Raw genomic sequence first — 22,621 nt, forward strand, 5'->3', positions numbered from 1 at the left:
AGGCCCTCGGAGATTTGTGGCATATTTTTATGGTCGACCCCCATTGGGGCGCTCGTTACGCTTGATGTGTCTAGAATGGTGAAGTGCATTTGGCATAGCTCCTAGCCACACTCCGCCCATAGAGTCCCAACGAGGCCCCCTGAGAGGGCGCGTGGGAAATCCAAGGCAGAGCATGGGGATTTAGAGAAGGTGACTCAGTGAGTCGCGTTGGGAGTCTGACGGCGGCGCGGTTATCCTGCGGGCGTCGCGCTGATCTCACTGCCGTTGTCTAAGGGTGGCTGCGGGAGGCGCTGCTTGTAGACACGGCGGACGTCTTCTGAGTCGAGGAGGCCGAGGTTTGCCCTGCGAAAGTCTAACCGATCACTGTTCAGGTGCTTAATCTGGTTGTGAGGCGGCTCACCCATAATGAGGCGGCTAAGTTGTGTGACACCAACACCGGGAATATTAACTCGAACGTATTCGGTGCCACCGCCGCCGCGGTTGACGAACCAAGGTAGCTTCGTGACATCGATGATGCGCTGTTGGAGGTGGTAGAAGTCTACGCGGTCTATGATGGCCCAACGGTCCGAGCGGTTACTGATTGGGACGTAGACGTTTGGTCCGGTGAAGTAAGGTGTGCGATTTGTCTTATATGATTTAGTCATTTTCATTGCCTTTTGGCATGTCACCATCGGGCAGGGGCAAAGGTCCGGCGAAGAACGCACGGAGCCGCCTGCTAGAGGAGCTGCGGTAAGATTGAAGATTGAGGGTGCTAGTGAACTTCACTGGCGCGATGGTCGAAGGTCTCTGTTGAGTCCCTTCATCGACAAGCGGCTGACCCTAGAGGCCTGCCGGTGTCGTCTTGGCTTGTCCTGCGGACAGAGGCCTAGGTAGTCGGTCCGCCTCTGGGGGCTTGGTTCGACTGTGGAGTTTTCAGCGCTGCGACGCTGGAGGTAATGAGGTGATGATTATCACACATGACCTGATTGCCGTTGAACGGCGGTCGTCTCGAAGACGTCTGGCGGTTGCCAATTGCGGTTGCATCCTAAGGTGTAACCTTAGTGGACTGCCGTGGCTGTGCATGCGGCGATGCTTGGGTCGTTGGTGGCGTTAGGTGTGAAGGCGTCTCGGCTTGAGGTTCGGCTGGGGATTAGAACCACGACACATAGCAACAGCAAGCCTAAGAGGCCCCTGCGGTAGGACCGTAGGGTATCCATAGTGTATGCCTTTGTTGGTGAGTGTGAGGGGAATGACTGTGATGGTTGTTCACTGTCGTTGTCTGGTGGTGTGACCACTGTCCCCTACCTAGGAGTTACCTAAGAGGGGATGTGTGGGGGTGGTATCTGTAATCATACCACTGCGGGTATCTGGCGGAGCTACTGCAGTCTCCCTCCTAAGGTAACCTAGGTGTATCCTAAGTATAAACCGGGGGGGGGGCGGGGGGAGTTCTCCTGTAATAGGAGGGGAAAAGGATTTTGGCTCCATATTAGCCGATAAACGATGTCTTGCGTTTCTTCGGTTTGAAGGTCTTTGAAATCTGTCCAGCGAGGTGTTTCGCCATGCGCTTCTTGTGATCTCGGTCGTCCTTACGCTTCCGAGCGGCGTCCACGGATTGACCCATGGCGTCCACCCAGTAACTCACGGCACCTTCGAGGGAGTCGAGCCTGCCTTCATAGCCGTTGGCTATCTTGCGATGCGCCTGTCTGCATGTTTGATGATGATGGATTGAATGTGATGGTGTTGGTTCAACCTCCGTCACCTGCGGGATGTCCTGAGGGTCAGCAGCGGGAACCAGCGTTCCCTCGGTGTTGAGACTAACGTCAGGCAACCTAGGGGCACATCACGGCCCTATAAGAGCTGTAGAGAGCGTTAGTCTAAAACGATGTGGGGTTACTCATTTATACGCTTCTATCGCCCTCTGCGGTCAAACTAGAGCGATTTATGATTCATGGGGCGAATATGGGGGTTGCCCGCCAGTTCTTATAGAGCGGTGGCGTATAGTGCGAATTCGATGCGGCTTAAAACGCCCAAAGAAGGCCGTTGTTAATGTTTTCAATCTGCCTTGTTTTCCGCTCCATTTTGGACGCACTGAAAAAAGGAAGTCCATCCCATTAGCAGACGTTAGACACTCCTCAGTACGGATGATACCACTGCCTAAAAAGTCAGGGGCACATCAAAGTTTTATCTGATCAAGCGAGCTTCTTGGGTCGTATTCTTATAAAACCCCTGAGGAATCGGGACCGAGGTTGCGTCTGGATCAATTCTAATATTGAGGCTGCTCCCGCCTGTATACTTAATCACATTGGCGACATAGGCGGTGAACGGCGAGGGCGTGGCAACCGATCCGCCGCCTGATATTAGTAATGTTTGCTTCGGAAAGTAAAATGCGCCTTCATAGCGAACGTCTCCACCACCGGAAATCACGCTTTTATCATCTTTAAGCGCGTTGGGATCGAGATAAACAACAAAACCGGCCAACGGTCCGTTCTTTGACGCAGAGAAATCGTAAGCACCGCCCCCACTCCAGACGATGCCGGCCTCTTCCGCCGTGCCTGTTAGGAAAAAGGTGACGCCGTCACCCTGCAATGTCGCGCCACCCGTGGACTCAAATGTGCCGTTTTTGATGATGTAGAGGCCGGGCATAAATGTAAATGTATTGTTCGAGACGCGCATGCCTCCACAGTAGACCCCTGGGTAAAGGGTCGTATCGCTGTTTTCATTGAAGTCCACGTGATTGCATGCGCCGACAACTGGTTTCGTGGCTGACGCAAATGGATCGTCGATAGGTTCGCAATCGACAGTCGGTTGGGGCGACATGTTGCTTAAGCCTTGTTCAACTCCACCAACAATACAATTTTCGGAACTATTAAGGGTTGATCCCCCCGATAAGACGACGGCCTTGGTGTTGCCTGAGTTAACCTGAACGGAGCATTGGTTTGCGTTTAACGTTGTGCCGCCGCTTGCTAGCAATGTTTTCTTTTCAAACAGGTCAAGAGCAATAACGCACATGGCGTTACCGCCCGAACTAGAAGACCTTTGAGCCATTGCAGAAACGCTGATTGTGTTTTTGGTCAGATCAGAGCGTCCAAGCAGAGCATTATCAATCGTGCAGGACGCGTTGGCCGTCACCATGTCTCCCTCGAAAAAGAAGTCGGCTTCATCAACGCATAGTTTCTTGGTATTTTGTGTCAGAAATAGATTCCCCATCAAAGCGCGTTCGTCTTCGGTCTTATTGTCGATGGCGGCAGCAGTAAGGACGGCTCCGTCGAGAGCATCTTGAAGATTAGATTTATGTGATGTCAGTTGAGCGAAATCAATCGCGGCTCCTATGCCGATTAAAATCGGAATGGCTGCAATTGAAACGATTAATGCGACGTTTCCATCGCAATTCTGTAAGAATTTTCTTAACATTGTCTAGTCACCGGAAAGTGTTTTGAGCCCGAACTTTATCGAAAAACCATTTAAACCAAGCTAGTTTTCATGTTTAAATTTAGGTTAAGCTCGTGGTGCTATCGAAGTGGTCGTCCTTTGATTTTTAGGTATTACTGTTTCCACGTCGAGGGGTTCACAGCTCTCAGGCAAGATATTCCATTTTCTTAAATCAGCGCCAATGAGATAGATTGGTGTCTGTGCTAAACGCGAGTTTTTGTTCATCTTCATACTAACGGGGTGAAGCATGAGACAGAATAAAACAACGTCCGGAGAGCGGACGATCAAAGACATCCACCGTAAGACGTGAAAACAATGCTGGGCAAGGTAAAGGATCTGAGCGGCTTAAAATCGCCTCATCTAAGCCACTGGCGCGAGAGGCCGTTGTCGCTCAAAGAAGGACGCTCGCTGATTACCGTCAAAACCGAGAAGTGGGCGTTAGACAAATGATAATTTTTTTGCATATAAGCGTTACATGATGATATTTAGATTTCTTTTTTTAATAAGCGGAATTTTCTCGATAGCCGCCTGTGAACCAAAAATGATTAAGCAATCTTCTACAGCATCAGCCACAAAAGTTGATCTTTCAGATGTGCCTGAAAGCGTAATTGGTGTCGTTATGGACAGGCCAGGAGGGTTTAAAATCAAATATGTTTTGAGGAAAAATCACGAAGGACAAGTTTACTACGACGTAGGAGGTGCATACCCAGACGGACTCCAAGTGGAGGTTGATGTTCTGCTGACAGAAAGTGGCCCTAAAATCCTCCAAGAACAGACTGATATTGACTGGGTGCATGTCCCATCAGTGGTTAGTGAGGCTGTTAAAAAGGAGAATGCAGGTAATATTGAAATCGTTCGGGTGGTGGCGAACATTCAACCAGATGGATACACAATTATCTTTGAATTCTTCGCGGATGAACGCCCCTTGCATCCTCGGTTTAAAGTGAGTTTGAGCGACACAAATGAGGTTGTTATGCTTCCTTCCCAACTTTGACTAAGTCCAATCATGTGGGAGAATGAAGTTGTCCGCTTCGTATCGTAGCAGATATTATACGAGCGTCCTAAAATCGCCTCAGGTAAGACACTCGCACATTAGAAAATACGGGCGTTTTTGTGACAGACCTTAATAGCTACGAGACAAAAACGGTCGCTTTTGACGTAACCGTTTAACGTTCCCCAACATAGTTCCACGGCAGCAGCATACCGAGGATAATCGCGCCATCTGCGCACCGTGTTGGCGTTGATGTCGTGACACAGCGGATGCCGATGTTCCGACAGTTCCAGTCTGCGCGACAACCTTCCGCTTGAAATCCGCGCTAAACTGACGCCGAACCTTCCGCTTGCCCATAAAACAATTCCTTCGATTGCGACTACGACTGTTGAGTGGGAACTATTGCAGGACCGCATCGGGACCGTAAGGCGGGGTTCGCCAAACGCTTACGTTTCAACCTTGGTAAACCTGAGCTCTCTACGGTCCATCTTTCGGTTCAGTCGAGCGTGCTCTCTCGCAATAGCCTTCAAGCATCTTTCAGGAGGTTGAGCGGCGATCATCACACGATCTATAATGGTCGATGTGATCTCTCGAGGAAGGTTTGAGAAGCGCTTGAAGGACACGACGGAGTTCTGTTGGTTGTTGTGCTGGATAATCCCGGCGAGGGAATGGGGTTGCCTGAGTGGGCTTAAGGTGGATCGCGGGGACGGCGGTGGTCTGCGGTTGGTCTGGACCTGCCTCAGTTCTTGTATCGCGGGCCTTCGTCTTGGTAATCCGAAGATGGACTGGGGCCGCTCCAGCCGAAGGTGTTTCCCGCGAGCACGAAAGCCCCAACAAGCAACGCGATGCTGACGATGGTTAGAATTAACATGTTTTTGTCGCTGTGGTGTCTATTATCATTCTTATCGGGGCGTTTCGACATTGAGAGTTCCTTGGCTATTGATTTGGCTTAGGTGGCTGGTTTGGCGTGCAGTGGGACCACAGTGGGTGCGGCCTTCTCTTGGGGTGTGTTCGAGATAGTTGACCCAACCGCGTTCATTGCTTTGATCAAATCGCTATCGTCTGCCTCATCAAAATAGAGCATTGTGGTGGAGATATCGGCATGGTCGAGAACCTGCCTAGCGACGTGAACAGGAACGCCATTGCGGGCCATTTCAGTTGCTGCATACTTCCGCAGTGAGTGCCAGTTGGCGCTTGGTAGGCCCACCTCAGTGAGGATGTCTCGCCACCATCGGCGCGGCTTGCCTATCGGCTTCCCTCCGCTCGGATCATTTGGTGATGGGAATACGTATCCATTGAGCCGCTCGACGTTCCCACGGGTCCGCCATTGACTGAGGTTGCCCCAAAGCCTTTCGGTTAGTGGGAGAACATGTTCACGCCCGCTTTTCATAAACTCTTTGGGGACTGTGATGGTGGCGCTACGGTCACTCTCGGGGCCGCGCAGCCACTCCCAGCGACAAACGAGAGTTGGCATTTGGCGAAGGCCCGTGGACGCTGCGAAGTCCACTAGGAGGCCGTAGAGCCTGCGCTTCTCGTAAGCTAACTCTAGTATCCTACCGAGTTCGCCTTGGGTTGGGATGGCAGACTTGACCGTGTCCTTCTTGGCCTTATGGCCTCGAACGGCTTTGCTCGCCCCCGCGCATGGATTGCTGGCGAACACGCCACGTTCCATTCCTTCCCGCATGATGTTTGAGAGCAAGGCGAGGTGCTTGTCTGCGCTCCTCCCTCGTTTCTCAATATCGCGGTAGAACGTCTTCACGTCTTGCGCGGTGATGGTTGCGGCTACCGTGGAGCCGAAGGGCTCTTGCAAGTGGATGCGCCAGATACTCTCGGCCTCCGCAGGGGCGCGCTCTGAGAGTGTCGATAGCGCTCCATTCGGTTGACGGTAGTAGTCCCAAAGGTCTGAGACGGTGAGCGCTTCGCCTTGTTCCTTTAGCCTGAGGGCTTCGGCTGCGTTTTCGGCGCGCACGGCCTCTAGCTTCGCTGCCTTAGGGTCGATACCTCTTGCGGCCTGTTCTGCACACGTCTTTGCTAGGCTGCGAATTCGTTTAAGGTCGTCATTGCACGGGCGTCCCTTCACGGCGGTCTTAAGGTGTCCTAGCGAGATGCTGCATTTGGGTGACTGCCCTGCGGCGTTGGTCTTAACCCGCCCGCACCAGCGCCAAGTCCTTGTCCCAGCCTTAGTGATCCGCAGTTCAAGCCCCTGCTCGCCCGCAAACGTATAATCGCCAACGTCTTTCAACCGATGGATGGTGGCTGTGTTGCAGCTATCTTGTCTTGGCATCGGCTCACGGTCCTTAACGAGTCGGCTGGTTATGTCGCGGGGTATCTTTAGGGCTTCTCGTGGGGACCCTGTGGGGACCATCTAGCGCGTGTGGGGACCCGATGCAAGTGGGGTGATGGTGGGGTTGAAGAAACAAACAGACGTTGAAGGGTCCGTAAACACCGTCTTTACTGGTATTTATAGGGTGTTGGGAGGGTGATGATGGCGACCCCGGGTGGATTTGAACCACCGGCCCCCAGATTAGGAATCTGGTGCTCTATCCGACTGAGCTACGGGATCGTGGGGCCTAGGTAGCGAAGCGGGCGCATATCGCCAAGCCGGATTTCCCAGATTCGACAGTCATGCGCGCACAGCGTAAGATTGCGTCGTGGGATCACCCTATACCATAACGCGACGCGCCGGATTGATCGGGGCAGGGGCTCTGTCTTTGTCACTGACGGGCGGGTTACGCGCGAGTGAACGTGTTCTCGGCGAAGTCGATCGTGTGGCGACTGTGACGTCAGGTCATAGTCTGACGTTGAGTTCTGGTCTGAACGTGCGTTTGGCGGGCGTTGTTGCGCCGGGCCGGGTTGAGGCGTTCGGACACCAAGCGAGAGACGGGCTTCGCGCGCTTTTACAAGGCGCTCAGGTCCGCCTGTCCTATGGCGGGGATCCGCGTGACCGCTATGATCGGGCGCTGGCGCATGTGCATACGCTGACTCCTGACGGGGGCGAGGATATGTGGGTGCAAGAGGCGATGGTTCGTTTGGGTTTGGCGCGGGTTTATACGTGGCCGGATGAGCAAATTGATGCGGATGCCCTTTATAAGGCGGAAGGCCTCGCGCGGGATCAGGCGCAGGGCCTATGGACCGATCCGGCCTATGCTGTGCGCGGGCCGGAGCCAAATGCGCTGGCGCAATATGTCGACAGTTTGCAATTGGTTGAAGGCATCGTGACCAGTACGGCCGATGTTCGGGGGCGCGCCTATCTCAATTTCGGTGCGGATTACCGAACTGATTTTACCGTTGCTGTCGCGAAGAAACATCGCAAGCGGTTTAAGGTCGAGGACCCTGTGTCACTAGAGGGCGCACAGGTACGCGTGCGCGGCTGGGTCGAGCTGATCAACGGCCCGATGATTTGGGCCAGCCATCCTGCCCGGATCGAAGTCCTGAGCTAATTCCTTTAGAGAGTGGACGGAAGAAGCTGACACGCGACCTCAGGGGGGATGACGAGGACGGGCGCATCGGCAATCTCGCCTTGTGGCACAAGCCGGCAAATGGGCTCACCCTCATACATTTCCACGAGCTCGAGCTTAAATGTCACATCCGGCACCGGAATAGGTCGCCCGGACACGTGGCCGCGACCGCGATCAACGGCGCGTAGCTTATCGCTGCGGGTGAGTGCATCAATATCGACGATATAGTCCGGCCCGATGACGTCGCGCACATAGGTGCGGATCATATCGCGGGTGGCACTATCAGGCGTGTCGCGAAGGGTTGCCCCATAGACGGCGGATTGCGGTGTCTGCGCATAGGTCGCGCAGCCCGTCATCAATCCGGCGCAAGCCAAAATACTGACCGAGCGGATCATGGCTGATTATCCTCTGCCGTTTCCCCGAGCGTCGCCGCGATTTCGAGGGCGCGGATGCGCGGATCATTGCGAAGATCAAGCGCCGGGTCGGCGTTGATTTGGGCCGCTAGATCCTGCGCGGTTTTCGTCGAGACAGAGGTCGGAGTCGGGCAAACCCCGTTCGATGCATAAGCAATCGCGGTCGATAACATCGTTTCAGTGGGATCCCCGAGGAGCTTGGTGAAATCATCGCTGACGGGGCATCCCGGCATGACGTCACCCAGAGTACCAACGGGCTGCGCCGGCGCGAAACCATCCGCATAATCGCCAAAGTTCTTGTTGTTCACGCCGCGAAATTGGATCGTGAAATAGGTCGTGCCGCAATTATCTGTGGCATAAAATCCGTAAGGTTTGCCGCAGGTTTGTCCGCCGATTTGGATGACTTCGACATCAATGCCGCGCAATCCGTTAATGACGGCTTCTGACGCGGAACAGGACCGCGACGTGGTAAGAACGAAGACACGGGGTTTGGACACGGTTGGCGCTTGGCGCGAACTTGGCACTGTAAAGCCGACACCTGTATTATAAAACGGAGTTGGACTAATTTGCTGGCCCGTGACGGGGTTTGTGCCGCCTGATTTATCATTGAATTGGAGTGTTTCAAAATTCAATCCGCTCGTCCGGCTGGGCCCGGCGACCATGTAGGACAGTTGCGAGGCGATGGCGAGCAAGCCCCCGCCATTATAGCGCAGATCGAGGACAAGATCGTCGATATTGGCGGTCTGTAATTGTTCGAAGGCCTCAAACAACGCCAGCTCTGCCGTTCGCGGTGAAAATGTGGTGAAATGCACGTAGCCATACGTTCGGCCATTTTGATCGAATGTGCTGACGGCATTAACGGGCGCTTGCGTGACAGTCGCTGAGGTGAGGGAGATCGTCGCATGGGAGCCGTCGAGGCGCTCAATGCCAAATGAATGAGTTTCGCTGGCCGTAGTCGGGAACAAGCCTGCATTGAGCGTGTCCGTATCAGACCCATTGATCGCATCGACGCCGTCAACGCTGAGGATTTTCACGCCGCGTGTGAGGCCCGCCTGTGAGGCCGGTGAGTTGGGCTCGATATAGGCGACCCGAATGTCGCGCGGCGGGCTCGAGGTCACGAGCGCAAATTGTGCGCCATAACCGGAGCTGCTGCCGGATGTGGTGATATCAAGCCATTCCGCGCTGTCATAGGTGAAATGAAACCGGTCCCGCGCATTGCCCGACGCCGTGGTCGCCGTGGTTTTCAACTCATCGAAATAGTTGAGTTTGTTGGAAAACCCATTGGGATTGCGGTCCGTGATTTCATTATACCACAGATAGGTCTCGTTCGACCATGAGCGCAGCCAAAACAGTTCATCAGACAGCGTGCCAGCGACGTCCGAGAAGGCGTTGCCATTGGCATCTGACCCAGATCGCGGTGCGGCGCATTCATTCTTAAATTGTGAGGCGGGTGAGAACTGACCCTGTGTCCATGTATTGCCAGAGGGTTGGGGGGTAGGTTGTTGGGAAATCGGGGATGTCGAAGAACTCCCACTCCCGCCGCAGGCGGCCAGAAAAGCCGCAGTGGTTAGACAGGTTCCAGCGCGTAAAATCCAAGTTTTCGCCATGTGTCTGTCTCCAAGCTTAGTCATTATAACCGAAGTGAGTTTCGCACAAAAAAACCCCCGCGCAAGCGGGGGTTTCATCACAGTTTCAGGATGAGGGTAAGCTGAACGGTTTACGCCGCGGCTTCATTCTCACCATTGTCATTATCTTCTTCTTCCGCTTCGGCCGCTTCCGCAGCCTTGGCCGCTTGGCGGGTCCGCGCTTTTGTCAATGTGTCGAGGATGTCATCCATCGCATTGTCGCGCGGGCTTTTACGGATGGCCGCGACTTCACGAACCATACGATCAAGCGCCCGCTCATAGAGCTGACGCTCAGAGTAGGACTGCTCGGGTTGGGCTTCGGTCCGGTGCAAATCGCGAACGACCTCAGAGACGAGGATCAAATCGCCGCTATTGATCTTGGCTTCATATTCCTGTGCGCGACGCGACCACATGGTGCGTTTCACACGGGCGCGGCCCTTGAGGGTCGTGAAGGCGTCTTTGAGAATAAGGTCATTAGACAGCGCGCGCATGCCGGAGTTGCCAGCTTTTGTCGTCGGAACGCGCAGGGTCATTTTATCCTGCTCAAATTTCACCACATAAACTTCGATGTCAAAGCCCGCGATAACTTCTTGCTCGATACCAATCACTTCACCAACGCCGTGCGCGGGATAGATGATGTGTTGGCCGACCTTGAAGGACACGTTTTTGATCTTTTTCTTGGAACTGGATCTCTTCTTCGTAGCCATAAAGAGGATGCTTTCTTGTGGGTCCGGTGGCCAAAGGCACACAAAAGGACCGTGTTACAATCAAAAATAACGGCGCGAGCCTCCCGCCCAAGACAATCGGAGAGAGACGCTCAACGCCGTGTATGAAAACAGTATAACACAAATTTCCAACAAAAGCGACTCAACGGGCTGTAACAGTTTGAAGGGCATTATCGGCTTAGCTTTTTCGCGGCTTTTGCTTTATAATGTTTTTCAACGGGTCACGAGACCCTTTCGCTAGGCATCATCCTCTGTCACCACATATATCTTGCACAATTCGTCAGGCAGTCCGCGAGGATTTGACCGCTTTATACCAGCTGGAAGAGCGTTGTTTTTCCGGGGATCGGATGTCCAGACGCAGTCTTGCCCATCATATTGCCAGCCCAAGGGCTATTGTCTCCGTCGCGGTGGATGCCGAGCATTCTGATATTGCCGCCTACATCCTGATGTTAAGTCATGCGCAGCGCCGGGATGATCGACTTTATAGTTTGGCCGTTGCGCCCACCCATCGCGGTCGTGGATTGGCGGGCCAGCTTCTACAAGAGTGCGAGCGCTTATCCCATGCGCCGAACCTCTATCTGGAAGTCAGAACGGATAATGATACGGCTATCGCCCTTTACCAGCGTCTTGGGTTTCGTGAAACTGCGCGCCGAAAGTCCTATTATCAAGACGGCATGGACGCGCTTGTGATGATAAAGAGCAAGTCCCAATGAGCCAGACAAGGTCAACAGTGTCATCGCTGCCCCCCGTGACCCAAATTATCATTGTCGATCGTGTTCAAGGGATCATCGCGGCGCAACCGGGCCGCCTGATCCTCACACCCGCAGAGTATATTGCTGGAAAATATGCGCAGAACCATACGCTTGATAAGCGTCAGCGCACGATTAACCTCTGTAATGGCTACGGTTATCTTAGCACCGGCTACTATTGCTCACTGCTCGCCGATGCGCGTGGGCAGCGCTGCACACCCGCCGTGACCGATGTGATCCACGCGCAATGGAAACGACTGCACAGCGCTCGTTTTGCCGAGCTGACGAAAATTCTAAATGAGCCTGAGGCGCGCGCGGCCCTGAACGGGGCGGATCATCTGGATGTGTGGTTCGGGCGCGCCGAAACCTTGGTGCTTGACCCGTTCACGCGCAAAGCGTTCGATCTATTTCGTCTACCGGCCATGCGGATTGGGTTCACCCAATCGCCGTCCGGCCCAATCGTGTCTTCTGTGCGGGTGATGCCCTTGCAGGAGATTGCTGACAGGCACGCGGAGACGGCCTTTAACGTGGCATTGGATGAGTTTTCTGGCTCCGCTTGGTCCGAAAATATGCGGGCCAAACCGGAACGCTACTGGCTGGCCATTCTACATGATCCGGACGCCGAAGATGCCCCGTCCAATGCCGAGGCTCTGGAGAATTTCATTCGTGTCGGACGCGACAAGGGCGTTTATGTTGAGCTGATCACGCGCGCCAGTGCGGACTCGCTCCTTGAATTTGATGCGCTGTTTATTCGGGAGACAACGGCCGTCAATGATCACACCTATCGTTTGGCAGAAAAGGCCGAGCGCGAAGGCTTGATCGTGATTGACGATCCGGCGTCAATCCGGCGGTGTTGCAACAAAGTCTATTTGCATGAAGCCTTTCTCGCGCATGATATTCCAACGCCGCCGAGCGAGTTCCTCTACAAGCGGGAGCGCCAATTGCCTCAACTGGGTCTGGATGATTTCCCGCTGGTACTGAAAGTGCCGGACGGGTCTTTTTCGCGCGGGGTTTACAAGGTTAACTCGCAAGCCGAGTTTGAGGATCGCTGTGCGCAGATGTTCAAGACGACTGAGATTGTCTTAAAGCAGACTTTCATGCCGTCCGATTATGACTGGCGGATCGTGCTGCTAGGCGGCACGCCGCTTCTTGCCTGTCGCTACCACATGGCAAGAGGACATTGGCAGATATTGAACCATGCCATTGTAACGCCTCAAAACGCAGTCGAAAATGCGGATGATGGATCATTTGGTCCCGTCGATTGTGTGCCACTAGACGACGTACCGCCTGCTATATTGGACGCGGCGCAACGCGCCGCCGGTCTAATCGGGGACGGGCTATACGGGGTTGATTTGAAAGAGGTGGGCGGCAAACCCTTTGTCATTGAAGTCAATGACAATCCCAATTTGGATGCAGGCTATGAGGATGTGTTAATAGGCGATGGGCTTTACGCCGCAATTATCGACTATTTCAAAGCGAGAATTGACGCGGAATAGGCGATTTATGCGTTCCGGTAAAAACGCGCAACGCCGTGCCTGAAACGCGATCGTCCGCTTAGAATAGATTTTGCATATAGCGTTCATACGCATCGGGCAAAAGGATGTCGTAGAATAGACCGCCATAAGCGCTGACAATTAGAGCCGAAACCACTGCGCCCAAGGCGATCAGGCTAAGCGTCACGGCACGGGGACGGCCTGCCCAATGCAACGCGGCAGCCAAATGGCTGAAGAGGGCCAAAATCGCGAAGAAATAATAAGGGATGAAGCCATAATTATAGGGCGCGCTGAGCATTGTGGCGGCCACGAAATAGAAGCCTGTATCGACGTCTTCATAGGTTCGGCCGCGAAGCACGCCCAAGAAAATATGGTTGAGGATAAAGACAGCCAGATAGATTCCACTGACAATTTGCACCCAAGACCAAGCCGTTTTTTGGGATTGTCGAATGCGCGGTATGACCAGGGCTATGCCCATGCAAACTTGGCTCACGAACAGCGCGATCAAAACAATCTCAATGACGGGGCTGCGATAGACGACGCGCACGATGTCCATAACGGCGGACTGACTGTCAGCGCCAAATATCGCCGCCGCGTGGGTGATCAGATGCGCGGCGAGGAATAAAAGCAGAAGGTAAGCATTGCGGCGGTGCCAAGGACGAAAACGATCTGCAAAAGTCATAGCTTTACTTATTCGTCTCCGGTCCCGGCTTTCTCAGAGAAATACTTCTCGAACTTGCCGGTTTCGTCTTCGAACTGCTCACGATCCGCGGGCGGCTCTTTTTTGAGCGTGATGACGGGCCAGAGTTCCGCGTATTTGCTGTTGATGGCGAGCCATTTGCCGTCGGGTTCGTCTTCCGTATCCGGGACGATGGCGTCGACCGGACATTCCGGTTCGCACACGCCACAATCAATGCATTCATCCGGGTGGATGACGAGCATGTTTTCACCTTCGTAGAAGCAGTCCACCGGACAGACTTCGACGCAGTCCATAAACTTGCACTTAATGCATTCGTCTTTGACGATATAAGTCATGCGCGGCGCTTTGGCGGGGGGCGCGGGGCCTGTCAACCAGTAGGCTGCGGGCCATCTGATTCTAAGAGATCAATATACAGTGATTGCGCTTCGGGGGCGGGGCCACGGCGCGTGCCAACATCGACCATTTCAACGGTCACAAGTTCGCGGTTTCGCGTAAAAGAGATCGTATCACCGGCGCGCACTTGGAAATGTGGTTTCTTCACGCGTAGCGTCTCTGTTCCGCGTGTGATGCGCAGACGGTTTTTGCCAATGATCGATTGCGCTTCGCTCCGCGTCTTTGTCAGACGCGTGCGGTAGAGCCATATATCAAGCCGGCACGTGTCTTCAGGTTCGTCGCTCAGTTTTTATCGCCTGACGAATCGGGTTTGGCAGTTCTAAGCGCGGCAAGGGCTGCAAAAGGCGAATTTTCAAGCGATTTGCGCGGACGTGGTGCTTTGCCAGCCGAGTAACCGCTTGTTTCGTCTTTGTTGCGAGACGGCTTAGGTCCACGCCCTTTATGTTCACGACGGCTCTTGTTTTGGCCCTTATTGTCGCTTCTCGGGGGACGCGCTTGGCGTGCCGGTAGGGACCAATATTCAAGGCTCGGGACATCGCGAGAATTGCCGTCTTCGCCCTGCTCACGCGGGACATAGATATTGAGGGCCGGACGGGCACGGTCGCGAGTGCGTTTGGGCAGCTTTGGCGGGGTTGCCGTGAGGATCGGGTTGGCGTCTGGCTGTCCCGGAACATCATCCGTTGATATGGCGGCATCGGCAGGAGCATCCGCAGCGGCGGTTGGAAGGCCACCGTCTTGCGCGGGGGTCTCGGCTATTGTCTCGGCGCTTTCGGCTTTTTCCGGCGATGATTCAACAGCGGGTTTTTCAAGTGGGGCGTCCGCTGTAAACGGTTTGAAGCCCAGCGCGGTTAAAACGCCGCGCGTTTCTTCGAGTGAGGCGCCAAGCAGGGCTAGCATTTCAGCCATAATTTGGAAGGTCGGACGTTTGGGTTTCTCAGCGGCGATGGCTTCAAATTGGCCTTGAGCGTCCCGGATTTGCGTTGCCAAGCGATTGAGAATGTCAAAACGCACAATGCGGGGGCCGACGGCCTTATAACCCGCCAGCGCGAGCGCGTTGGGCGCAAATTTGTCAGACTTAAAGTCGCCGACATTGGGAATTGACGTCACGCCGGCAAAAGGGATGAAGGGTTTGCGGTCGCCGCCTGCGCCGAAAGCCAGCAAAAGCGAGAGCAACTTGGCGGGTTTCGGTTTCATCAACTCCGGCATAAACACATTATACTGGCCGAATTGAACGCCGACGCTGCGAATATCGCGGCGTTCTTCGAGGCCGAGATCCCGCACAAGCTTGCCGTGATGACGACGATCAAGCGAGCCGTGGTTTTCAAGCAGGACAAAAGCAAAGCCTTTCGATCCGGCAAGTACTTCTTCGCGATCTTGTAATTCTTTCAGTTTTTTAAGCGGCGCAAGATGGGTTGTGACTTCCGAGCGTAAATATTCGCGCATCCGGTCTTCGGCGAGTTGGCGCAGCGTGGGGTTGCCCAGCTCTCCGCCAATGACTTCGACGTCTGGTGTAAACACGGAGCCGGACTTCGCGATCCGACCGACCGACATGCCGCCCCACAGGATTTCGCCCGCATCAGAAAGCGTGAAAATGGCGTGCTGTCCAGAGGAGAGCGACGTCAGGCGGCGATCCACTTCGGGCGCCACGGCTTTGACAGCCGCCGCTTCGAGCGCTTTGGCCTCGAGATCGGATGCATTGGCGTCACGCGTAAAGGCCAGCCCGTTGAGCTGTCCGATATGATGTCCGTCGACAAAAACTGATCCGTCGTCTTTGATGGAGGCGTCCATGAGGGCTCCCGAGCCTATTCCTTTGAGTAGCGTGGATGTCCGACGATCGACAAAACGGGCGATGAGCCCCTCGTGAAGGGCATCTGACAGTCGATCTTCGACCAATCGTGCTTCGCCCGCCCAATGATCGGCGTCAAACATCCAGCTAGATTTAGCCGCGCAATACGTCCAAGTTCGGATATGCGCAAGCCGCGCGGATAGCGCATCAACATCGCCGAAGACATCGTCCACGCGCGCTATCTTTTTCGCCATGAAATCATTGGCCAGCCGCCCACCGCCTTTGACTAAGGTGCGGTAGATATCCTGTAACAGCCTGACATGCGCATCAATCGTCAGATTGCGGAAATCCGGGACTTGGCACACATCCCACAATTGGCGAACTTGCGCCGGGACTTTGACCCCATTCGCGAGCTCTGGGATCGCCATCAGCCGTTCGAGCGATAATTCATCCGTTGCGCCCTTGATCCGCCGCAGGCGTTTGGTGGGGCGCGGCATGTGGAGTGTCTCAACCAAACCGTCCAAAGTCTTAAAATCGAGGTCCGAATTACGCCATTCCGCATAGTTGAGCATTTCGAACTGGTGGCGGGTTATGCGGTCGACCAACGTGTCGTCCATTTCGGGGCAATCGCCTGTCGTCCCGAACGTGCCATGTTGCCGGAAGCGTCCGGCCCGTCCGGCAATCTGTCCGGCCTCCATCGGTGTCAAATATCGCCGTCTGCGCCCGTCATATTTGGACAGGCCGGCAAAGGCGACATGATTGGTATCAAGGTTGAGCCCCATGCCGACGGCATCGGTGGCAACGAGGAAATCGACTTCGCCACTTTGAAACAGCTCGGCCTGTGCGTTGCGCGTGCGCGGGGACAGGCCGCCCATCACGACGGCTGCGCCGCCGCGGAACCGACGCACGGCTTCGGCCAAGGCATAAACCTCCTTGGCGGAGAAGGCGACAATGACGGAGCGTTTGGGCAGACGATTGAGCTTGGTCGGTCCTGCGTACTCCAGCTCTGAGAACCGTTCGCGGTGATCAAATTGAATGTCGGGCACCAGGGTTCGCAACACGTCGCGCGCGGTTTCAGCCCCGAGAAAAAGCGTTTCCTCATAACCGCGCATATTCATCACACGATCGGTAAAAATATGGCCGCGTTCATGATTGGCCATGAGCTGCACCTCGTCGATCGCGACAAAGGCGAACTTCTTGCTCACCGGCATCGCCTCAACCGTGCAGACATAATAGCGGGCACGCGGTGGGATAATTTTCTGTTCGCCCGTTACCAGCGCGACTTGGGCCGCGCCGACGCGGTCAACGATCTTGTCATAGACCTCGCGGGCGAGCAGCCGCAGCGGCAGTCCAATCACGCCAGAGCTTCGCCCCAGCATCCGCTCCACCGCATAATGGGTTTTACCGGTATTAGTGGGGCCTAAAATACCCTTGAGAATCGGCTGAAAGGCCATGCGAGCCACATTGGGGGCAGAGACTGCGATAGCAAGGCGGCGGATGCAGCGGCCCTCGCATTGAGACAATCAGCCGCTAGAATTTATCCGTCAGGGTGACGCGCCATTCAATCCCCACAATCAACCCGATGATCCAAATCCGTAAGTATTGAAACCCGATGTTCATGACGAAGGTCAAGCCGCGTCTGGTGACGTTATTTCAACGTCTTTCATGACATAAGGGGCTATTGAGCTCGGAAGTTTTGTCATGAAGAAATTTCTTATCGTCTTGTTTGTCTTGGTTCTGATGCTGGCAGCGGGTGTCGGCGTGTTTCTGTACCGTGGCTTCCACATTGATGAAAACATTGTCTTTATGCCTGTCCAACGACCCGACCGGGTTGAGCTGTCGATCCGAGGCGAAGACACGCTCATCAACATGACCCATGAGCGCATAGACCTCGGGGGAGAGACAATTGCGGTGACGACAGTTGGCTTGGATACAGGCCCCTTGATCATATCCTGCTTTGGCAATGCGTCGGATCGGTATGAACATGGCGTCGATTATATCGCCAAGATTGCGCCCTATGGGCAGGTCCTGTTGTGGGATTACCCCGGCTACGGGGACAGCAGCGGTGCGGCGACTGTCGATGCGGTCGCGCGGGTCACGGCGGCGCTGGTCCCGCTTATAGAAGCCCGGGCCGCAGGACGCCCAATCCTTTACTGGGGACATTCTTTAGGGGGTTTTGTCTGTTCAAACTTAGCGGCCCAGACAGACCATGTGGCGGGCCTCGTTTTGGAAACGACAGCGCCGAGTATTCGGTCGGTGGCCGCCGCATGGACGCCGGACAGCATCCCGTTGCGTGTGACCTTTGACGAAGACTTGTTACGCTACGACATTCCTGCGGCCCTCGCGAATGTGACGGCCCCGATCTTGATTATCGGCGCGGGCCGTGACCGTGTCTTGCCCGTGGCCCTATCGCGGGAATTGGCCGAAGCCCTGCCGCAAGCAGCCTATCTCGAAATACCGCTCGCGACCCATTTTTCGGCAGGCTTTGACCCGTATACGAGAGAGGCCGTGCGGGACTTGTTGAACCGCCTTTAGTCTTCGTTCTCGGGTGTGATGACGTCGCCGTCCGGCGTGACGAAGATCATGTCTGACATTTTGATAATCGCTTTGAAGCTGCTGATCCGATAGGCGAACCGCACGGGCACGTGCATGTCGATTTCCGGATAATATTTGAAATAGATATCGACGGGTGTGCCCGCCTCTTCGGCATCGGGGAGATCTTCGGCGTCGAATCCTGATACGGGTTCATAATAGGCGTAACAGTGAATCGTTTTGTCTTTCTCGCCGAGGAATTTCACGCTTGCCGTGCCGACAGGCGCAAGCCGTAAATTATAATGCTGTTTGGAGTCAAAGATTGGCACACTGCCTTCGCACAGAGCCTCCGCGTCCTGACGCCCATTCCGCATCATCTGCAAAAGCGCCGTGACCGTGTCATAGGCGGCGAATCGTTCTTCAGGAGACGCAGGCGGTACGCCCTGACTGCCCAGCCTCGGAATGATCTTCACATCGACATTTTTCGCTGCATTGTCGTAATTCATTTCGACGCGGCGATTCTTCTTATCCGTATTCTGTTGCACATGAAAATCCGGGCGAAGGGATCCGTCCTCGCTGACTGACCCGCGTGTCACAGCCCAAATGTCCAGCTTTTGCAGCAACGCCGCCAGCCCAGAGGTTTTCATGTCCGTGTAGACGGCGTAATCGCGCTCAGTCTCATAGCCGAGATAAGTCGCCTTAATCAGGCGGATACCGAACACATACCCTTTTAACGTAAACGCGAATTGGGTGGCCCCTTTCGGCGCGGCCGGGACAATATAGGGCGTATCATCAAAGGTTTGCTCACTAAGGACCGACATATGCCGCCCCTCTCCAATCAAGCTGACAGACGCCGGGGTGGGCGTGCTTTGCGCCAGAGCGGGTAAAGCCGCGAGTATAACGGCGGAGGTGAGGAATAACTGTTTCATGCCCGCTCTTTAATCGGTCCTGACTGTCGCGCCCATGAACAAGACGCTCATCTGAATTAAGCTTTGGTCAGGTGCGCGCGTATGGGGTAAGGGATCAAGGTCCGGTCTCGTTCTGTATTATTGGCACGTGCTAAATGATGAGCAGGCTTGACCTCGGACGACTCTGCCCCTAATTGGCGCCCCTGATAGCCCACATATGTGGGCCTTTTTTCTGTTTTCTGTTCTAACGACAAGGCAAGCACATGTCCCGCACTTGCGATCTCCTGGGCACGGGCCCGATGAGCGGCCACAACGTGTCCCACTCAAACATCAAATCTAAGCGTCGGTTCCAAGTGAACTTGTGCAACGTGACCCTGCGCTCTGACGCGCTGGGCCAAGATTACCGTATGCGTATCGCGGCGAAAACGCTGCGCACGGTCGATTTCAAAGGCGGTCTTGACGGCTTCCTGACCGGTACGAAGAATAAAAAGCTGACTGACAAAGCCAAGTCGATGAAAAAAGCGGTTGCGGCTAGCCTCGAAGCGACAGGCGAAAGCGAAGCCGCTGCATAAGCGCTCCGCTAAAAGACTATCTGAAAAAGCCCGCCTTTAAGGTGGGTTTTTTTTATGGAGTGATCACGAGCAACGCGAAGAGCTCCGATCTCTAGCGGATCAGCTGATAGAATAACCGCTTACGGCGATGCTCGAGAGGGAGCATCAGCCCGCGCATTTCAACAGACTATCTTTCTCTCTAAGGGGGGGGGGGGCGATAAAGTGGGATGAAGTCCCGCGGCGTGCATGGAAGAGGGATTTCAGGCAGGAAAACGGATTTACCTCTAGCCGCTCTATCTCTGAGCGGACCTTAGTTGGCTGTCTTAAAACGCCCAAAGTAGGACACTCAAAGTTTCAGGTTCGCTCCCGGTTAGCTTCCTACAGTAACATCATATTTCTCACGGGCTTTGTCTATTTTAATGAGATTATCGAGCGCCCAAGACCCTATCGCGCTCACAGGTTCTCGAAACGACTTACCCATTTGTGTCAGCTTATATTCGACTTTGGGGGGGATCGTTGGGTGGTAGGTTCTATGCACTAGGCCGTCTCGCTCCAGCTTCTTTAGTGTCAGACTGAGCATGCGTTGAGAAATGCCCAAATTTCGTTTCAGTTCATTGAAGCGCAGCGTTCCGTATTCGGAAAGCGATATAATTACGAGTAAACTCCAACGGTCGCCGACGCGCGTCAGAACCTCGTTGATGCGTTTGCAATCAGGGCATTCTTTAGACTCAAGCATGTCGGTTCCCTTTGTGTGACCGAGGTTCATACATGTGCCTTCTTGCGAAGGAACTCGGTTTTAAATACATAGTCGGTAACAAAAACATACCTGATTATTTAAGTGCAAACAATAGGACGTTGAAATGACGAACAAGACCCTGCTTGAACAACTAAATTGGCGTTATGCTACCAAGAAAATGGACGCCGCAAAGTCGGTGCCTCAAGAGAAACTTGATACTATCATCGAAGCCATCCGCTTATCGCCAACATCAAGCGGTACACAGCCCTTTGAACTTCTCGTGGTCACAAATCCCGAGCTGCGGAGCGAAATCAGCAAAGCCGCAAGTGATCAGTCGCCGATTACGGATGGCTCGCACCTTTTGGTGTTTGCCGCTTGGGATAATTACACAGAAGCGCGTATTGACGAGGTCGCAAAGTTGAACGTTGAAAAGCGGGGCGATTTGCCTTTGATCGGTCAATATTACGGAAACTTGAAAGCCAGTTATGTGCCGCGTGACGCTGAAGTCAATTATGCCCATGCTGCCCGTCAGGCTTATATTGCACTTGGAATTACTATGGTGGCTGCTGCCGAGCAGGAAGTTGATTGCACGCCCATGGAAGGGTTTGACCCAAGTAAAGTCGACGAAATACTAGGCCTTAAAGAACGTGGCCTGCGCTCGGTTGTCCTCTTACCGTTGGGCTACCGTGACCCAACAGGTGACTGGTTGTTGAATATGCCAAAAGTGCGCAAGTCTCGCAAGACTATGGTCACGCAAATCGATTAATTTTCTTTGAAAACCATGTTGGTCAATAGCCAGTAGGGGCATACCCAACTCTATAAAATGAAATGCGAACACTATGAGCCTATTACGGAAATTAATCAAAGCTTCTCCAACCCCAACCGGTGATGGCGCGTTTATCCCATCTCCATTGGCCTTAAAACTGGCGACATCCTCCACGACCGATTATGATGGAGGCCTCTATGATAATCCCTATTCAGGCGGAAAATTGCGCGTCCTTATGGTTTGCACTGAAGAGCGCAATATGGTCATGGCTAACGGCAAGAAGTTTTCGACTGGAAATCACCCTGTCGAAATGGGGCTGCCCATGCTTCATTTATTGAGCGCCGGGTTTGAGATTGATGTTGTCACGCCAACCGGAGGCCCCGTCCAGATCGAAATGTGGGCCATGCCAGAAAAAGACGAGGCCGTGAAAACGCTCTTTAATGACTTTGCACCTAAATTTGAACGCCCCGGAAATCTCTCTGAGTTTGTGAAAAAGTCGATGACTGATGACACTCCGTATATTGGAGTTTTCATACCCGGTGGCCACGGCGCGATGCTAGGCTTGCCTGATAATGCTGATCTTGGAAAACTGTTGCGTTGGGTTCATGAAAAAGACCTTTACACGCTCTCCATCTGTCACGGCCCTTCAGCTTTATTGGCCGCTCACGATAGCGTAAGCAAAGAACCTTTTATTTATGATGGTTATAAAATTGCGGCCTTCCCAGACAGCGTTGACAAGCAAACACCCACGATTGGCTACATGCCAGGCCATATGCCGTGGTACTTTGGTGAAAAGCTGACTGGACTTGGCGTTACGATTACAAACAAAAAGGCAGATGGTGCCTGTAATATAGACAGGCAGTTAATAACAGGCGCAAGTCCAAAGGCCGCGAACGGTTTTGGGAGACTGGCTGCTGAAACTTTGTTGGACGCGATACATAACTGAGCGGCTTAAAATCGCCTCAAGTAAGCCGCTCGGCTAACGGATGCATTGGGGGTAATCTTCCGTTTTCTGATAACCAGTCTTGTGGCTTATCCTGCCGCCAAAGCCAACATTCTCGCCATCAGTCGATCCGCATCGGCCCTTGGCACGGTCGTTGGCGAACCTCATCCACGCTCGCGGCTCTCGTCATGCCCAGTCTCACCGCATTCCAAACAACCTCATCCCCGCTTACCCAAACCATGATCTTTTAGGCTCACCCGCTTCGGACACGAGAGAGTGCATTGCTCTATGGCTGGCGGGGGTTTGGTGGGCTGGACGGTGGGCGAGGTAATGCGGCGCGCGCGGTTCCATTCGACAAAGCGATTGATGATGGATTGGGGCCTCTGGGGCATAATGGCGAACGCCTGAATGTCAGAGGGGCACCCGATTTATCGGTAGAGAGGA

The 22,621-nt window shown here is 54.0% G+C and carries 21 protein-coding genes and 1 tRNA gene; 8 read left to right on the forward strand and 14 right to left on the reverse strand.

Going from position 1 to position 22,621, the window contains the following annotated elements:
• Positions 1-230 precede the first annotated feature (230 nt).
• From IE105_RS10900 to IE105_RS10910, 3 genes are all read right to left on the reverse strand, one after another.
• On the reverse strand, positions 231-644 hold the full coding sequence (locus IE105_RS10900; protein ID WP_189498368.1) for a hypothetical protein: 414 nt from the start codon (positions 642-644) through the stop codon (positions 231-233).
• Between the two features lie 821 nt (positions 645-1,465).
• Complete coding sequence (locus tag IE105_RS10905; protein ID WP_189498370.1) at positions 1,466-1,807, reverse strand: hypothetical protein; 342 nt, start codon at positions 1,805-1,807, stop codon at positions 1,466-1,468.
• A 353-nt stretch (positions 1,808-2,160) separates the two neighbouring features.
• The gene (locus IE105_RS10910) at positions 2,161-3,390 is read right to left on the reverse strand and encodes a TadE/TadG family type IV pilus assembly protein (RefSeq protein ID WP_189498372.1); all 1,230 of its coding nucleotides are present in this window, start codon (positions 3,388-3,390) and stop codon (positions 2,161-2,163) included.
• Between the two features lie 493 nt (positions 3,391-3,883).
• Between IE105_RS10910 and IE105_RS10915 the strand changes: the two genes are divergently transcribed.
• Complete coding sequence (locus IE105_RS10915) at positions 3,884-4,402, forward strand: hypothetical protein (RefSeq protein ID WP_189498374.1); 519 nt, start codon at positions 3,884-3,886, stop codon at positions 4,400-4,402.
• A 946-nt stretch (positions 4,403-5,348) separates the two neighbouring features.
• On the opposite strand, the gene IE105_RS10920 is transcribed toward IE105_RS10915, so the two are convergent.
• A complete protein-coding gene (locus IE105_RS10920; RefSeq protein WP_189498376.1) occupies positions 5,349-6,683 on the reverse strand; it encodes a tyrosine-type recombinase/integrase in 1,335 nt (444 codons plus the stop codon).
• 202 nt (positions 6,684-6,885) lie between these two features.
• Positions 6,886-6,962: transfer RNA gene (locus tag IE105_RS10925), tRNA-Arg, on the reverse strand.
• Positions 6,963-7,050: 88 nt separating this feature from the next.
• On the opposite strand from IE105_RS10925, the gene IE105_RS10930 reads away from it, so the two are divergent.
• Positions 7,051-7,839 (forward strand): thermonuclease family protein, encoded by a 789-nt coding sequence (locus IE105_RS10930; RefSeq protein WP_189498378.1) that lies wholly within the window; start codon positions 7,051-7,053, stop codon positions 7,837-7,839.
• Positions 7,840-7,844: 5 nt separating this feature from the next.
• On the opposite strand, the gene IE105_RS10935 is transcribed toward IE105_RS10930, so the two are convergent.
• The 3 genes from IE105_RS10935 to IE105_RS10945 all read right to left on the reverse strand — a co-directional run bounded on the left by IE105_RS10935 (position 7,845) and on the right by IE105_RS10945 (position 10,602).
• Complete coding sequence (locus tag IE105_RS10935) at positions 7,845-8,252, reverse strand: hypothetical protein (protein ID WP_189498379.1); 408 nt, start codon at positions 8,250-8,252, stop codon at positions 7,845-7,847.
• Positions 8,249-9,877, reverse strand: a complete 1,629-nt coding sequence (locus tag IE105_RS10940) for a S41 family peptidase (protein ID WP_189498381.1) — start codon at positions 9,875-9,877, stop codon at positions 8,249-8,251. Before IE105_RS10940 ends, IE105_RS10935 begins: the two co-directional genes overlap by 4 nt.
• Before the next feature lie 110 nt (positions 9,878-9,987).
• The gene (locus tag IE105_RS10945) at positions 9,988-10,602 is read right to left on the reverse strand and encodes a CarD family transcriptional regulator (protein ID WP_189498383.1); all 615 of its coding nucleotides are present in this window, start codon (positions 10,600-10,602) and stop codon (positions 9,988-9,990) included.
• Between the two features lie 317 nt (positions 10,603-10,919).
• On the opposite strand from IE105_RS10945, the gene IE105_RS10950 reads away from it, so the two are divergent.
• Together IE105_RS10950 and IE105_RS10955 are read left to right on the forward strand one after the other, a co-directional pair.
• The gene (locus tag IE105_RS10950; protein ID WP_373299086.1) at positions 10,920-11,333 is read left to right on the forward strand and encodes a GNAT family N-acetyltransferase; all 414 of its coding nucleotides are present in this window, start codon (positions 10,920-10,922) and stop codon (positions 11,331-11,333) included.
• Complete coding sequence (locus IE105_RS10955; protein ID WP_189498387.1) at positions 11,330-12,865, forward strand: RimK family ATP-grasp domain-containing protein; 1,536 nt, start codon at positions 11,330-11,332, stop codon at positions 12,863-12,865. The genes IE105_RS10950 and IE105_RS10955 overlap by 4 nt, the downstream gene beginning before the upstream one ends.
• A gap of 58 nt (positions 12,866-12,923) precedes the next feature.
• Here the strand turns inward: IE105_RS10955 and IE105_RS10960 are convergent, their stop codons facing one another.
• The 4 genes from IE105_RS10960 to IE105_RS10975 all read right to left on the reverse strand — a co-directional run bounded on the left by IE105_RS10960 (position 12,924) and on the right by IE105_RS10975 (position 17,195).
• Complete coding sequence (locus IE105_RS10960) at positions 12,924-13,544, reverse strand: hypothetical protein (RefSeq protein WP_189498389.1); 621 nt, start codon at positions 13,542-13,544, stop codon at positions 12,924-12,926.
• 8 nt (positions 13,545-13,552) lie between these two features.
• Positions 13,553-13,897 carry a ferredoxin FdxA gene (gene fdxA / locus IE105_RS10965; protein WP_189498391.1) on the reverse strand — a complete coding sequence of 115 codons (345 nt, stop codon included), beginning with the start codon at positions 13,895-13,897 and terminating at the stop codon, positions 13,553-13,555.
• A gap of 32 nt (positions 13,898-13,929) precedes the next feature.
• Positions 13,930-14,103, reverse strand: a complete 174-nt coding sequence (locus IE105_RS15400; RefSeq protein WP_233354112.1) for a hypothetical protein — start codon at positions 14,101-14,103, stop codon at positions 13,930-13,932.
• 134 nt (positions 14,104-14,237) lie between these two features.
• Positions 14,238-17,195: a helicase-related protein gene (locus IE105_RS10975; protein WP_189498393.1), complete on the reverse strand. Its 2,958-nt coding sequence runs from the start codon at positions 17,193-17,195 to the stop codon at positions 14,238-14,240.
• Positions 17,196-17,442: 247 nt separating this feature from the next.
• On the opposite strand from IE105_RS10975, the gene IE105_RS10980 reads away from it, so the two are divergent.
• Positions 17,443-18,276, forward strand: a complete 834-nt coding sequence (locus tag IE105_RS10980; RefSeq protein ID WP_189498395.1) for an alpha/beta fold hydrolase — start codon at positions 17,443-17,445, stop codon at positions 18,274-18,276.
• On the opposite strand, the gene IE105_RS10985 is transcribed toward IE105_RS10980, so the two are convergent.
• The gene (locus IE105_RS10985) at positions 18,273-19,202 is read right to left on the reverse strand and encodes a DUF3108 domain-containing protein (RefSeq protein WP_189498397.1); all 930 of its coding nucleotides are present in this window, start codon (positions 19,200-19,202) and stop codon (positions 18,273-18,275) included. The two genes, IE105_RS10980 and IE105_RS10985, sit on opposite strands and share 4 nt — an antisense overlap.
• Positions 19,203-19,444: 242 nt before the next feature.
• On the opposite strand from IE105_RS10985, the gene rpmB reads away from it, so the two are divergent.
• On the forward strand, positions 19,445-19,753 hold the full coding sequence (rpmB, locus tag IE105_RS10990; RefSeq protein ID WP_189498399.1) for a 50S ribosomal protein L28: 309 nt from the start codon (positions 19,445-19,447) through the stop codon (positions 19,751-19,753).
• Between the two features lie 349 nt (positions 19,754-20,102).
• On the opposite strand, the gene IE105_RS10995 is transcribed toward rpmB, so the two are convergent.
• Complete coding sequence (locus IE105_RS10995) at positions 20,103-20,498, reverse strand: winged helix-turn-helix transcriptional regulator (RefSeq protein WP_189498401.1); 396 nt, start codon at positions 20,496-20,498, stop codon at positions 20,103-20,105.
• Positions 20,499-20,592: 94 nt separating this feature from the next.
• Between IE105_RS10995 and IE105_RS11000 the strand changes: the two genes are divergently transcribed.
• Both IE105_RS11000 and hchA read left to right on the forward strand, forming a co-directional pair.
• A complete protein-coding gene (locus IE105_RS11000) occupies positions 20,593-21,234 on the forward strand; it encodes an NAD(P)H-dependent oxidoreductase (protein WP_189498403.1) in 642 nt (213 codons plus the stop codon).
• 73 nt (positions 21,235-21,307) lie between these two features.
• The gene (gene hchA, locus IE105_RS11005) at positions 21,308-22,180 is read left to right on the forward strand and encodes a glyoxalase III HchA (RefSeq protein ID WP_189498405.1); all 873 of its coding nucleotides are present in this window, start codon (positions 21,308-21,310) and stop codon (positions 22,178-22,180) included.
• The last annotated feature ends 441 nt before the right edge of the window (positions 22,181-22,621 follow it).

The sequence above is a fragment of the Algimonas arctica genome (assembly GCF_014652695.1).
In the GTDB taxonomy this organism is placed as follows: domain Bacteria; phylum Pseudomonadota; class Alphaproteobacteria; order Caulobacterales; family Maricaulaceae; genus Litorimonas; species Litorimonas arctica.

Bases quoted from the DNA above. Each gene is read 5' to 3' on its own strand.
- IE105_RS10900 (WP_189498368.1), bottom strand. From the start codon at position 644: ATGACTAAATCATATAAGACAAATCGCACACCTTACTTCACCGGACCA.
- IE105_RS10910 (WP_189498372.1), bottom strand. From the start codon at position 3,390: ATGTTAAGAAAATTCTTACAGAATTGCGATGGAAACGTCGCATTAATC.
- IE105_RS10915 (WP_189498374.1), top strand. From the start codon at position 3,884: ATGATGATATTTAGATTTCTTTTTTTAATAAGCGGAATTTTCTCGATA.
- IE105_RS10920 (WP_189498376.1), bottom strand. From the start codon at position 6,683: ATGCCAAGACAAGATAGCTGCAACACAGCCACCATCCATCGGTTGAAA.
- IE105_RS10935 (WP_189498379.1), bottom strand. From the start codon at position 8,252: ATGATCCGCTCGGTCAGTATTTTGGCTTGCGCCGGATTGATGACGGGC.
- IE105_RS10940 (WP_189498381.1), bottom strand. From the start codon at position 9,877: ATGGCGAAAACTTGGATTTTACGCGCTGGAACCTGTCTAACCACTGCG.
- IE105_RS10945 (WP_189498383.1), bottom strand. From the start codon at position 10,602: ATGGCTACGAAGAAGAGATCCAGTTCCAAGAAAAAGATCAAAAACGTG.
- IE105_RS10955 (WP_189498387.1), top strand. From the start codon at position 11,330: ATGAGCCAGACAAGGTCAACAGTGTCATCGCTGCCCCCCGTGACCCAA.
- IE105_RS10960 (WP_189498389.1), bottom strand. From the start codon at position 13,544: ATGACTTTTGCAGATCGTTTTCGTCCTTGGCACCGCCGCAATGCTTAC.
- fdxA (WP_189498391.1), bottom strand. From the start codon at position 13,897: ATGACTTATATCGTCAAAGACGAATGCATTAAGTGCAAGTTTATGGAC.
- IE105_RS10975 (WP_189498393.1), bottom strand. From the start codon at position 17,195: ATGGCCTTTCAGCCGATTCTCAAGGGTATTTTAGGCCCCACTAATACC.
- IE105_RS10980 (WP_189498395.1), top strand. From the start codon at position 17,443: ATGAAGAAATTTCTTATCGTCTTGTTTGTCTTGGTTCTGATGCTGGCA.
- IE105_RS10985 (WP_189498397.1), bottom strand. From the start codon at position 19,202: ATGAAACAGTTATTCCTCACCTCCGCCGTTATACTCGCGGCTTTACCC.
- rpmB (WP_189498399.1), top strand. From the start codon at position 19,445: ATGTCCCGCACTTGCGATCTCCTGGGCACGGGCCCGATGAGCGGCCAC.
- IE105_RS10995 (WP_189498401.1), bottom strand. From the start codon at position 20,498: ATGAACCTCGGTCACACAAAGGGAACCGACATGCTTGAGTCTAAAGAA.
- IE105_RS11000 (WP_189498403.1), top strand. From the start codon at position 20,593: ATGACGAACAAGACCCTGCTTGAACAACTAAATTGGCGTTATGCTACC.
- hchA (WP_189498405.1), top strand. From the start codon at position 21,308: ATGAGCCTATTACGGAAATTAATCAAAGCTTCTCCAACCCCAACCGGT.